Genomic DNA, 12,928 nt, shown 5'->3' on the forward strand with positions numbered 1-12,928 from the left:
ATTATTATTATTTATTGTGTCCATAATAGATTGGGCCAGGTTAATGACTAAGATTATCTGTCTTCTGTTATGATTTCCTTTTTCTTCTCTTTTGTGTTCAGTGGGACAGAATATTCGGAATTCTTTATTATTTCATTAGATTCAACACAGTGAATAAATAGTTGACAATGTAGCTTATGCTTGTTTCCGTTTTTCCACAATATCATGGCATCATTAGGGATTTGAATTGTAACATTTCCACGATATGTGTCAGAATATGAGGTGAATTGATGTGTTGCTATTAGAGTCCCATCTTCTGTACGGTACATTGGATATTCCCATTTAGCCGGAATATAGGCCCCATCTTCATCTTGAAGAATAGCACCGACAACAAAATTCAAATTTCTAGCGTTTTGAAGTGAAACGTCTGCGTTTATTTCAAGATATTTTTTTCCATTACCTAAAAGCACATTATGCCGAAGAGTTGCTTTTACAATCTTTCCCGAAGCAGTAATAGGTTTAGCATTTTGCATAATAAAGATCGCTGCTGTTGCTTCTACATTTTCAGGATTTCCAAGCAGGAATAATGCTCCTCTTGATTCATATGTGTCATTATAATCAAAAATGAGATTAAAATGTTCTTCGTCAACATCTTGAAAATGCAACCAACTAGGATCAAAAGGTTTTAGCTCATCGTTTTCTGGATAGAAAAAACCATAAGAAAGGCCGTTTTCAATATTTGAGTCAACAAAATATTGTGCTGTTCCTCCAGAATAGTTTATTGTAGTCTCTTCTTGACTTTTGCCATTTATAAATACATACAATGGCACTGGAGCTGTTTTTGCTGACTTACGTTTCTTTTGGGAGTTTCTTTTTTTTGAATTTCCTTTATTTAGCTGAGGATTATTCTTACCAATCTTTGAATGGACAGATATCTCCTTTTTGTCTTTTGCTCTATTTCGTGTAGGGATATCTTGAGCACAAACAACAGTGGATGTGAGTAAGAACGATGTTAATAAATATAAGAGATTTCTGACTTTCATTTCATTCTCCATTTTTTATTGTTTGAACTAGTTTGTGTTCATACCACTTGCCATCAAACGGTTTGTTGTCTTTGAATTTGCCGATAAAGTGTTCTTTGTTCGTGCTAAATAACAATCCTTCTTTCCAACAGTCCTCATCCATTTTACCATTAAAGTATGAACCGTTTTTGTAAAACAAATAAGCATTATCGTCTATTCTCTTGCCAGAGGTAAAATTGCCATAGTAATACAAGCGTCCAGATGCGTCATCTTCCTTATATATGGCTACGCCTATACCGTTAGGCTCTCCATTTTTTATTGGTCCATAATACACATATTCTCCCATATCTTTTTTTGTCACTTCTGAGGGGAAGAGAACCTTATTCCACAATATGAGACCAAACACGATTGCAACTATTCCTAGCAATGCAACCCACTTTATGTTACGCTGCTTGTTCTTGAGTGATGACACTTCTCCTTTGAGTTGGTTGCATTCATTTTGCAGTTCCTCTATTTCGTGAAATTTCCTTGCGATTATACCTTTATAGCTATTCATCTGAGCCGTGTTGAACCCTTTGGATTTATACACCATTGTGTATCCATAGGAATAACTAGATTTTATTATATCTTCTCCATTATCTTGTATAGAGAAACTAGCAACGGAGTTAGAGGCTATAGAGTAGTTCACGGCTGGCAGGGGTCGTGAACTACTTTCAAGACGATTAAACGATTCCTGGAGGATTGATGTGATTAAGTCAATTTCCTCTTTGTTCTCATATAGTATATCTATTTTTGCCGTAATCTCACCTTTGTCATCAAAGTGAATAAGGTAACCATTACGCACCATGGTCTCTATAGCACGCTCATATACAGTAAACAAACTGTCAATATCAGTTATCACCTTTCCGTTGACAACTGTGCACAGACCTATGTATTTGTCATTTTCGAGCATACGAAGATATCCGTAATACATGAGATCCTCATCACGATGAATCGCAATCTGAGTTGTTGCTTGTGCGTTATGACGGAATGTTTCGAAAATGGTTTTAGAGTAGTCGTTGGGATACTGTATAAAACCGTGGCTAAAATCGCCAAATAAATATACTGATATATTCATTACCTAAGATTAAAGATTATTACCTTGTTTTCATTGTCAACCGAATAAGAGGCAGTACGATTTAAGACCTCGTTCCCTAACAATAGTGGGGCATTTGTGTTATTAGACACTGTAGCTTCAACGTCTTCACACATGATTAGTCCTCCTATTTCAAGTTTCCGCAGATTAACAACCAGATTTTCAACAATGCTTCCGTCAGCAATTTGAGCACGGCTTGTGCCCAAGAAGTCATCGTCAGAGATGCCTCCCTTCTCGTAGAGATATTTTGCTTCAGAAACAGAAATCAAGGTACCAGAGCATCCGCTATCAATTATCATATCTATAGTAAACTGATCGTTAACTTTTACTGCAACAAGTTTTACTCCCCCTCTTTCTGTAAAAGGCACTGCTACGCTGTATCCCTCGTTGGGAGAGTCTATTTCGCTTGCCTCGGTTTCTTCCACCTCGTTTTCTATCTCGTCATCATAGTAGGTAACTTTCTTCGTTTCTCCCCCATCACAAGAGGCAAGAAGCAATATTACCATAGCTGATAGTAATATGATTTGTTTAAGTTGTTTCATTATTTGTTAATTAAAAACACATTGATCAAGTTAGTACAACAATAGGCCCAATCAAGATTAAGCAGTCACTTTTGACTTTTCAGGATGAGTCTCTTTTTTTTGTTCTTTGGTTTGTGTTTGAGTTGCATCTTGGTTTGTTGCTTTTTCGCTTCCTTCTTTGGGTGGCTGGGTGGAGCCCTTTTTGTATTCTTGTTGTGGGTTAGAGTGTTGAGTGCTGTCACCTTGAGTTCCTATTTGAGAACAGCCAACGCTTTCGGAGGTCCCAAATTGTCCTCTTGAACCTTTCACTATTTTATTAAGACTGTCGTTTTCTGTCTGCATCTGCTCTATTTGGGCGTCTCTTTCCTGTATTTCTTTCTTTACACTGTAACATTTTACTCCAAAGATGATGGATGACCCTAAGAGCAGTAAGATAAAAAAACTCACACCAGAGACAAGCCACAAGTTAATTCTGCGAGGGCGAGGAACCACAGGTTGCCCTTTTGATAATTGTCTGTAATCATCTTCTAACCGTGCATATTCAGTTTCCAATTTTTGTACACGAGTTTTATTGCGAGCAATTTCTTTATCCATCTTGTCACATTTCTCTTTATACTCTTTTGCCGTCGCTTTTTCCGCATCGATTTGAACTTTCATTCTTTTGATTGTCGCATCAACATCTGAATAGCTTTTCTTGATTTCCTCAATTTTTTCCTGGCAATCTTTATCGGCTTGTGACATTTGCTTACGAGCTTCCTCGCGGCATTCTCTGAGTTCCTCGCGCGACTGCCTTGTTATTGCGTCAATTTTTTCTTGGGATGCTTGCTGCTGCATTCTAATTTCTTGGGAAGTTCTCTGGATAGTCGCTTGCAAGTCGTTTTGTAGTTGAGATATTACTCTTGCTGCACTTGCCGATGGGAACCATGGGGAAACTACAATTTTGCCAGTTCTCTTCACTATGTCCAAGGCAGTTTCCTTGCTGCACTCATGTAAGTTGCAATTTGTGACTGTCCCTTGGCTACTATACGAGAATCCATTTAAAGAAACTATGTCGTCGCCTATCGAATACTCACCTATATAGCCCAAAAGATGTTTCTCCATTTCCTTGAGCTTTGAGTCTATTCCTGAAAAATCAGGCACCAAGTATTTGATTGAGTTTCCATCATCCTGAACACATAGCCCCACACACATCTTGTCATAAGTTGCTTTCAGTACATTGTACATATTCTGAACATCAGCGTAAAAAGCATTGACGCGGACCGTGAGAGCGAAATAGGCGCCCTCACGTCCATTGGCATCACACACATTCTTGCCCTTGACAAACGAATAATAGCAGTAAGTAGAGCCACCAAAAGTCATTACATCAACTTTCATTATTTCGGGCATGTCCCATTTGGGACCATAAAATGATGACAGGAACATGTTGTCATCACCTTTTGGTCCCCAAATCTTCTGACCCATTGGGACTCCATGGACGAATAAATTGATATTTAGACCCATAATAGTAAATTATCCGTTAATTAACTTAAGCATCGCTTGCCACAGTTTTTTTGCGTACGACTCATGGCCTTCTGTATACATGAATCCTCCGTTCATTGTTCGAGCATACGAGCCTGTCATGAAAGGTACGAATTCGCAATTATATTCTTTGAAGAATTTTGTGATAGGGTTCTCGTTCTTGAACGGAGCAAAAATGCCAGGATATAGGTTTTGTATATATTTTATTGCTTCCTTAGTGTTAACTTCTCCTGCGCTTCTAACATACGGAGTCAAGTCAATCTTGTTAAAGACAAAAAGAGTTTTGTCCTGAGAAGACATCTTTGTCTTTAGATTAGCAATGCGAGTCACATAGTTAGCCCTGGGAGTACTGTCTGTCCAGTCGGGTTCCACCATGATGGACCAAACTTTCCTATTCGGGCCATTAATGATTGCATGAACATAAGCTGGATATTCTCTGTTGGGGTCATCTGGGTTGAAATAATATTCACCGGGAGCCTCAAGTATTTGGCAGATAGGTTTACCATCCTTCAAGACTTTCACAAGCATGAAGCTAATACTGCTAGTACTATTTGCTGCATTGTCCGAATTCATCATTTGGTCAAAATTATCACAAAGATCGCAATAATTGTTGTCAAAAGACGGCCTGAATATTCTCTCAGGAGCGACTGTATATCCATGTTTCTTCAGGAAACGGGTCATGCGCACCAGAGTCATTGTTTTACCACAAGCAGGAGGTCCATAAAGTACTACGATGGGGGTGCTTTGGTCCGCAATAGTAACTCGAATACTGTTGGGGTCATTCAACTCCTGCTGAGACAATCCAGCAGGACCTTGGGTAGATGTCGGTTCTACCAACTCTTGAGAAACATTGTCAATACCAGGAGTAATAGGTTCAATTCCTTCTACAGGCGCAATACCGCCGTTATTTATTTCAATTGCCATAATTATGTTGTGTCGTATTATTTGTTGTTATTCATTAGTCTCTTTTCTTGAATGCCATGTCAAAGAATATGAAGGCAGCGATGTCAACAAGGATTGATATAAGAACCCAGAAAATGAAGCCATGACCATCATATTTAGTTGTTGTAAGCCAGTCTTTCCACACATCAAAAACACTTAAGAGGCGATGTGTCTTTGTTACTATAGGGTCTGCTGTATAGAGCACTTCATCGTCTTTGTTTTGGAAATTTACCGCACCACTGTTGTTCTTTACTATCGTATATCCATTTTGCATAACAACATCAGATTGCATAATCTTGTCGTTTTCTATATTACCTTGGTTTTTCATATCGGTAATAACGGCTTGCATCTGGGAAATTTGTTTGATTGCTTTTGTGGCAAGCTTAGCATCACCACTCTTTTTGCCATCAGCACTTTTTGCCAAATCGGCAACATAAGCTTCAAGCTGATTTTGTACGATTGTTCTATAAGCCTTTTTACGCGCTTCTCTCTGTTGTGGACTTGATGCAGCACCTGATAAAGTTTCGATTGGTTTACACCTTAATATTTGTGATATTTCATATAAGATACTTTTTGCCTTTGGTCCATCGCCCACATTCACAGGATTGTCAATCTCTGCTTCGAGGTCAATAAGTTTTGAGTTCACTTCTCGTTGTACCTTTTCTACTTCTAGTTGATAATCACTTAATGTTTTCCTGTTTTCACTAATATCAGTAAGATAGCTTTTGGTAGTAGATAAATCTGCCGTTGTCACGTCAGAGGCAACTTGACGATAGAAAAATGTGTGGGTATTGGTAGGCATACTGCAAACCAACCAGAAAAACAAAACGACCAAAACGCCACCTATAAGACGTAAACCTCGCTTTTCCATGTAGATATTTTGGTTTAAACTATCAACAATCATCTTTGTACCCCATGAAGCAATAAAGAAAAAGCCGATAGTTACTGCCCAACAAAATATAACAGGCCAACTAGGTAATAATAGGTGTAAAGACTCGCTAGTAGCCCAACAACTCACTGCTGCGAAGGCCAAAAATCCCACTAAGCCTACGATTTTAATTGTGGAATTGTTATTCATGTTTTTTCAATATTTTTTCCTGACCGGGCTTCAGGTCAGATGATTAACGTAGTTATATTAAGGTAAATCACAGATAATAAAAAACGTGAAGCCCGCACTCTATTGCTCGCTTCACGTGTTGAGGTCTTGGAACTTACCTGGCCAGTTGCAGACGAGCAACGACACAAGCCCCACGGTGGTATATATACGCACCTCCTTTGCAACCGTATGGGCACAAAGGATACATGACATAATAGTACATACCAAGTGGGCGTCGTTCGCTGCTTTGGGTCTAACTGGTCATTGAAGTGTTCCAAGTTTCAACACGTAGAACCAAGCGCTTAGTAACGCCTTTTACCAAATGTGACTGATGCAACTACATAGTGGCATCAATTATCTAATGCAAGTTTACACTTACTGAAAGATGTGCAAAGATAATCTTTTTTTCTTAAATAAAGTATAGTTGGCATAAAAAAGTAGAATTTACCCTTTATTTTTGTAGGTAAACCAAATCTCGTGTTGCAACCAGCAAACTCTAGTCCCTGCACATCGCTGGCGGTGTGTGACATTGTGAAGGGGAGGAATGTCTAAATTTCTCTTTCATTTTTTTGTTTTACGCAAAAATAAAGTATCTTTGCAATTAGTTAATATTTTACAAGAGTGAATAGTACTTCCCAACATATTACCCGAGACCACTTGCAGGCGGCGCTTGATGCTTGCCACATGGCTAACAGGCAGGGCTATGAGGACGCCAAGGTCTATCTCGCAGGGCTTAAGCAGTCGATTGAGGATGCTTCGTTGATTATCACTGACTGCCTGGGCGACCTGGAGACTTATCATGTGACCGACATTGCCCTGATCAATAACATCAAGTCACAGCTTGAACTGGTGCAGACCGAGTTTAAATCGTCGTTCTTCGAGACACAGAACAACCTGGAAACGAAGCACAAGGAGAACTCTAGGTTTAACATTACCCTGTTTGGCCGCACCAAGGCCGGCAAGAGCACACTGATGGAGATTCTCACTCACGGCGACGGGTCGCACATAGGCAAGGGGGGTCAACGCACCACCCGCGACGTGCGCAGCTATGAATGGGAGGGTATGTCGGTTACCGATGTGCCTGGCATTGATGCCTACGGCGGCGATGAAGACGACAAGAAGGCCGAGTCGGCAGCCATCTATGCCGACCTGATACTGTTCATGATCACAGCCGGCCAACCGGAGGGCACCGAGGCCGACTGGCTGGTGAAGCTCAAGCGCATGGACAAGCCCATAGTGTGCGTGTGCAACTTCAAGCAGAGCATAGGCGAGAAGGTGGACGACTTCAGGCTTAAGCGCTTGCTCGACAACCCCGACAAGCTCAACGAGCGCATGAACATAGACGGGTTGAGCGAGCAGTTCAACAAGTTCCTGCACGAACAGCTGCCAAGCGAGCATGTGGAGTTTATCGTGACCCACCTGCTTGCCAAGTATGCCTCGCAGCAAGAGGGTTACGCCAGCAAGAAGAACGAGTTGGAGAAGGTGAGCCGCTTTGCCCTGGTGGAGGACGCTATCATCAATGAGGTATATACTAATGGCGTGCTGCACCGCAAGAAGTGCTACCTGTCGATCATCGACGCGCCGCTGTTCCAGCAGATGAACCTGCTCTTTGACTTCAGCAGCAACGCCCACAGCCAGTACCTCGTCATGCAAGACAAGATTGCCCAGTTTGAGGACTGGTGCACATCGTTCAACCGCGGGCAGAAGTCTAATATCTCCAACTCTATCACCCGCGAGTACAACAAGCTGCGCAACTCGATTCCCGGCTTTGTGGAGATGCACCTCGAGGACAGCAACGTGGACGAGGCGTGGAAGGAGCATTGCCAGCGATTCACCACGCAGGCCAACCTGGACAAGCTGTTCACGACCGTGCAGACGAGGCTTGAGGAGAAGATCGCCGAGATGCTGTCGGAGCTGAAGACCGAGATGGACTTCTCTTACACCTGGCAGTACAACAACACGCTGGGCAACTACCAGTTTGTGAACTGGAAACGCGTGATGAAGTGGACCGGAGCGTTGAGCAGCGCAGGCCTGGCAATAACCGCCATGGCTCTGTCGTCTAACCCCATAGGTTGGGCAGCTGCTGGCGTGGGGGCGGCATTCTCGCTGCTGGCATGGCTGTGTGACTCCAAGGAGAACAAACTGCGCGAACGCCGTCTCATGCTCACCCAGAAACTCAACGAGAGCATCGACTATGCCGAGAAGAAGAGCAAGGAGAAGACCATCGGGGGGTTCAACATCAGCATCATCAAGAACGAGAACACCGTTGCCGACACGCTGAAGATGATAGGCAGCAGCCTGCTGGCTCTGTCGGCAAGCGAGAGGGAGCTGGCACTTGGTTACAGCAAGAACCACAAGAACATAAGCAAGATGATGATTGCCAACATATTCAATGCCCTGGGGCTTGACGCTCCCGAGCTCGACCGCATTGAGTGCGTGGCTCGCGTGCCCGGCCGCCGCGTGGCTATCGTGGTGAACGGAACCGCTGACCTGCCATGCAGCGCGCACGACATATCGTCGAAGCTGGGCAACAAGGAAACCATCCATGTGGTCAAGTGGCAGCAGGGCAAGCCGGCCGAGGAACAGCTCGCCTACCTGCTCAACTACTTCGACATCGACCTGGAGCCGCAATTCATGCAGCTCGACGGCGGCCAGCACACAATAGTGTACTTGAGCAACAGCAACTTCACTATGGAGGAGATTGACTCGATAAACCTGATACAGCAAATAATGAACATCCACATCATATTGAGAAAATGAACATGAGCAAGTTAAGTATAGAAGAATTCAACGCCGAGGCGTTAGAACTGTTTGCCGAGACCCGCCAGGCATTCTCATCGTCATCAATCGAGAACCTGAAACACAGGGCTCAATTCGTGCCCGCTCATTTTGTTGACGAAGGCAAGAAAGTGAGCATCGTCTTTGCCGGCCAGTACAGCGCAGGCAAGTCGTCGATCCTGTCGATCCTCACCGGCCAAGAGCTGGAGATAGGCCAGGGAGTGACCACAGGCGAGTGCCATGTGCTCGACTGGAACGGCATCGAGGTGGTAGATACCCCGGGCATCCACACCCAGAAGCGTCCTGACCATGACGAGATGACCTACAAGGCAATGGCCGATGCCGACCTCATCGTGTTTGTGTGCACCGCCGAGGGGTTCAGCGAGGGGCTGGGCAACCACTTCCGCAAGCTGCTCATCGAGAAGGGCAAGGGCAACGAGATGATGCTAGTGTTCAACAAGATGGAGTCGTCGGCCTATGGCAACACCGAGGAGGGCCAGGCTGAGTTTTTCGCCCACGACGTGCTTCCCGTGATTTCGCCCGAATACACAGCCGAAGACCTCTATGTGAGCTATATCGACGTGAACTGCTATCTCGATGCGCAGGAAGCCGATGGCGAAGACCGCGCGGAACTGTTGAAGATGAGCGGATTTGACATCTTCTACGAGAACATGAACCGCTTCATCGCCAAGAAAAAGACGCTGGGCAAGTGCACCACATCGCTCTACAAGCTTGAGCAGATGCTTTCGGAGGCCATGGCCGAGTTCAAGAGCGGCGACTACTGCGCCGACGGTTCGATTGAATTGCTCAACCAGCAGCGCCGCATGCTCACCGAGGCAAAGGAGCGCATCAACACCGAGGCCTACAACCTGATACGCCGCAAGTCGCAAGAGGTGCGCAACTGGGGATATGACATCGCCAACAACCTCACCTCGCAAGAGAAAGAAGAAGAGGTGAACGGCAAGCTGCAAGAGAAATACCAGAGCACCAACTCGGTCTATACCGAGGCCGTGCGCGAACTTGAAGAAATCATCAAGCTCGAGAACGACACGCTCGTGAAGAACGTGGAACGCCTCGAGACCACCGAGTTTGCCGGAACTTTGAAGTCGGCAATCAAGAAAGAGATAGGCGCCATCAAGCTGTCGCAAGAAACTGCCGGCAAACTGCGCACCGGGTCGGAACAGGCAATCAAGATAAGCCGCTGGATAGCCCAGTGTGCCACCGGCCCCAAGACCGAGATAGGCTGGAACACGGTGTTCCTGCTAGGGTCGTTTGCCTCGCCCGAGGCCGAGAGCATGATGCTGCAGGCAGGTCAGACCTTCGGCAAGCAGTTCAAGCCCTGGGAGGCCGTGAAGGTGTCTTCCAAGATAAGCAAGTTCGGCAAAGTGCTGGGCGTGGGCGGTGTGATGCTGGGCATAGGCCTGCAGATATGGGACGACTGCCAGGAGGAGAAAATGCAGAAGCAGCTCCTGGGCTGCCGCAGCGACATACGCAACACCTTTGACGAGGCAGCCAACGTCATCGACATGAAGTTTGACGAGGACACCCAGTCGTGGATTGACGCCAACATCAACCCCAAGATTGCGGCAATCGACGAGCAGATCAAGCAAATCGAGGAGGCAATCCAGTCGACCGATGCCGAGTTCAAGCACTACGGCACCCTCATCGAGCGCACCCGCACGCTCATTTCACGCATACAAGAAAACTACTGAGACATCATCAGTCAGCATTTATCGGGCTGCAATCATCCTCAACCAGCAACCCACAGAAGAATAAATACTGATAGCACCCTGTGAATTACGGTGGGTTCTATTAATTATGTCGAGGCGATTTTGAGATATGTTTTGAGTAGATTATATGACAACGACAGAGTCGTTACACTGCATCGTAACCGATGGTCGAGACCGTCGGAGATACCAAAGCAGGCTCAAAAGCGACCGAAATAAATAATATACTTTGGTAATGATATACTTGTTGACTATAAATAGTCTTAAAAGAAGGTCAGTAGTAGGTTAGCACCCATTAAGATATTCACATACCCTATATGGGTTAAATTGGATAAAAATATTGGACTATACCTAACTACCGACCTTAATATGTTATTGTTTAGATAATCAAATTTAGTATGATTTATCTTCTGTATCTCTTATAGCATTGACTGGTATATTTGTTTCTGTGTAAATATAATCTTTTCCATAACCATGAATATCAATATAAAATTCAGCATTTGAAGGAAGATTTTTAAGTAAAATTTCATATTCTACAAAATCACCTGCAAATTCTTTGTTCTCCCTTTTGATTTTTTTTGATATTGATGTCATCATATTTACATATTCGGGGTTTGAAGTATTCCCTAAATATAAATATACTCTCTTTGTGTTAGTTTCAAATGGCACACTTGATTTTTGTGCTAATATTCCATTTGTATCTATTGACTCTGCATTATATGATGGTGAAGTGTGATATGCATACTTATAATGTTTGAGTACCATTTCTCTAATACTTTCTTGTTTTTTAGGGTCAAACAACAGTACCATCCAAAGTCTTCCTCTTTTATCTTTATATGTTGCTGATTTTGCTCTAAAATATCCTTTAATATCCATGAATTCAGTGATTACATCAACATCCCTTTTAATAGCAGGAATCAACAAAGCAGTTTTCATTGTAAAATAATCGGGATATTCTTTCAGTAATTTCTTTGCTTCAATATAATCAACTCCATTAGGGGATTTAATTCTTATTTGAAAATCTTGAATTTTTAGTTGATTTTTTGCTTGAGTCACAACATCTTGAGTATTGTGGATTTCATTTGATTTATTGTCTTTTATTTCAAGTATATAATCTTCATCCAAAGAATAATAATCTATATCATCATCTAATGGTTCATATTCAATATATGCCTTATCCAATTCTAACATTGGAATGTTGTCAAAATCAAAAATATCAAGAACTTTCAATTTTTTATCTTCTTTGAATTCATCAAAACCTTTTATATTCTTCATACACTTTTATTGTTATTTATTAGGTACTACAAAATCATCTTCTACTTCATTTGAAGAGTTTGCATTATTCCATTCATCGGTTACTATTTGCCAATTATATAGAGATGGTCTCTTTTTATTTGGTTTCATCAACCAATCTTTAACCTTGTCTCTAACTTCAGTTATACCATCCCATGATTTGGGGAAATTATGTTTGGTCCTCCATATTGTCATATCTACAATATTCTCCAACTTTATCTCCAACTCAATCTTTCCATTATCTATTTTAAGATGAAAGTGTGGTGTTTTTGTTCCTTGTTCATCATTTTCTCCATATACCCAGACTTCTGCATTTTTAGGTAATTGGTCAAAATCTCTTGAGATTTTTGCCATTTCATCTAATCTGTGTAAATTATCCTCTACAGAATATCTTTCATTTACATTCTCAATAAATTCTTCAAATTTCTTAATCTTTCCCATACTTCAAATATAACAAATTTATGAAATATTTATGCAGCATTCTTTAATATTTCATAATCAACAACACCAATACTCTTTGTAAACATCTGCTTGAAACACTCACTACCACTTGTGTTTGCCACAATAAGGGCATACAACATCATCACCCCAACGAGATTCAACAATTGCTTGTTGACACTTTGATTCGGTGTTGAAATACATTGCAACCGAATACAATGAATTGAATTTGCTGAAATTAATCATAGCCCTAATATTTTTATCCAATACAAAGATACTAAAAATATTTGAAAAAACCAAATTTCTCAGCAAGAAAATCAGTACTTTATCTAATTTTTATTATTGCTGTCCGATAAAACTTGAATCCTCGCGCGTTCACGCGTGAGCAAAAAAAAAGGGAAAGAACATTTGCCCTTTCCCAAAAGGTTTGTAACTTTGTGTGACCATACTACAAATTTCAAACCTATGGACAAAGGTAC

General features: G+C 42.3%; 11 protein-coding genes. 2 read left to right on the forward strand and 9 right to left on the reverse strand.

All coding sequences use genetic code 11. The annotated features are described in order from the left end of the window. Positions 1-53: 53 nt before the first annotated feature. The 6 genes from ACKI3C_RS03925 to ACKI3C_RS03950 all read right to left on the reverse strand — a co-directional run bounded on the left by ACKI3C_RS03925 (position 54) and on the right by ACKI3C_RS03950 (position 6,195). Positions 54-1,022 carry a hypothetical protein gene (locus ACKI3C_RS03925; RefSeq protein ID WP_407402260.1) on the reverse strand — a complete coding sequence of 323 codons (969 nt, stop codon included), beginning with the start codon at positions 1,020-1,022 and terminating at the stop codon, positions 54-56. A gap of 1 nt (position 1,023) precedes the next feature. After that, positions 1,024-2,118, reverse strand: coding sequence for a hypothetical protein (locus ACKI3C_RS03930; RefSeq protein WP_407402262.1), 1,095 nt, complete (start codon positions 2,116-2,118; stop codon positions 1,024-1,026). Next, positions 2,118-2,678 (reverse strand): retropepsin-like aspartic protease, encoded by a 561-nt coding sequence (locus ACKI3C_RS03935; protein ID WP_407402264.1) that lies wholly within the window; start codon positions 2,676-2,678, stop codon positions 2,118-2,120. Before ACKI3C_RS03935 ends, ACKI3C_RS03930 begins: the two co-directional genes overlap by 1 nt. A gap of 57 nt (positions 2,679-2,735) precedes the next feature. Beyond that, positions 2,736-4,031, reverse strand: coding sequence for a hypothetical protein (locus tag ACKI3C_RS03940; protein ID WP_407402266.1), 1,296 nt, complete (start codon positions 4,029-4,031; stop codon positions 2,736-2,738). 135 nt (positions 4,032-4,166) lie between these two features. Next, positions 4,167-5,099 carry a hypothetical protein gene (locus ACKI3C_RS03945; RefSeq protein WP_407402268.1) on the reverse strand — a complete coding sequence of 311 codons (933 nt, stop codon included), beginning with the start codon at positions 5,097-5,099 and terminating at the stop codon, positions 4,167-4,169. Positions 5,100-5,133: 34 nt separating this feature from the next. Further along, positions 5,134-6,195, reverse strand: a complete 1,062-nt coding sequence (locus tag ACKI3C_RS03950; RefSeq protein WP_407402270.1) for a hypothetical protein — start codon at positions 6,193-6,195, stop codon at positions 5,134-5,136. A 639-nt stretch (positions 6,196-6,834) separates the two neighbouring features. On the opposite strand from ACKI3C_RS03950, the gene ACKI3C_RS03955 reads away from it, so the two are divergent. Both ACKI3C_RS03955 and ACKI3C_RS03960 read left to right on the forward strand, forming a co-directional pair. Beyond that, positions 6,835-8,973, forward strand: a complete 2,139-nt coding sequence (locus ACKI3C_RS03955) for a GTPase (protein ID WP_407402272.1) — start codon at positions 6,835-6,837, stop codon at positions 8,971-8,973. A gap of 2 nt (positions 8,974-8,975) precedes the next feature. Then, a complete protein-coding gene (locus ACKI3C_RS03960) occupies positions 8,976-10,703 on the forward strand; it encodes a GTPase (protein ID WP_321625835.1) in 1,728 nt (575 codons plus the stop codon). 408 nt (positions 10,704-11,111) lie between these two features. Here ACKI3C_RS03960 and ACKI3C_RS03965 read toward each other — a convergent pair whose 3' ends face one another. From ACKI3C_RS03965 to ACKI3C_RS03975, 3 genes are all read right to left on the reverse strand, one after another. Next, on the reverse strand, positions 11,112-11,993 hold the full coding sequence (locus tag ACKI3C_RS03965; protein WP_407402275.1) for a hypothetical protein: 882 nt from the start codon (positions 11,991-11,993) through the stop codon (positions 11,112-11,114). A gap of 12 nt (positions 11,994-12,005) precedes the next feature. Next, the gene (locus ACKI3C_RS03970) at positions 12,006-12,452 is read right to left on the reverse strand and encodes a hypothetical protein (protein ID WP_407402277.1); all 447 of its coding nucleotides are present in this window, start codon (positions 12,450-12,452) and stop codon (positions 12,006-12,008) included. Positions 12,453-12,554: 102 nt separating this feature from the next. Further along, a complete protein-coding gene (locus ACKI3C_RS03975; protein WP_407402279.1) occupies positions 12,555-12,695 on the reverse strand; it encodes a transposase in 141 nt (46 codons plus the stop codon). Positions 12,696-12,928 lie beyond the last annotated feature (233 nt).

Origin of the sequence: Sodaliphilus sp., from assembly GCF_045598405.1 — a bacterium.
Taxonomy (GTDB): Bacteria; Bacteroidota; Bacteroidia; order Bacteroidales; family Muribaculaceae; genus Sodaliphilus; species Sodaliphilus limicaballi.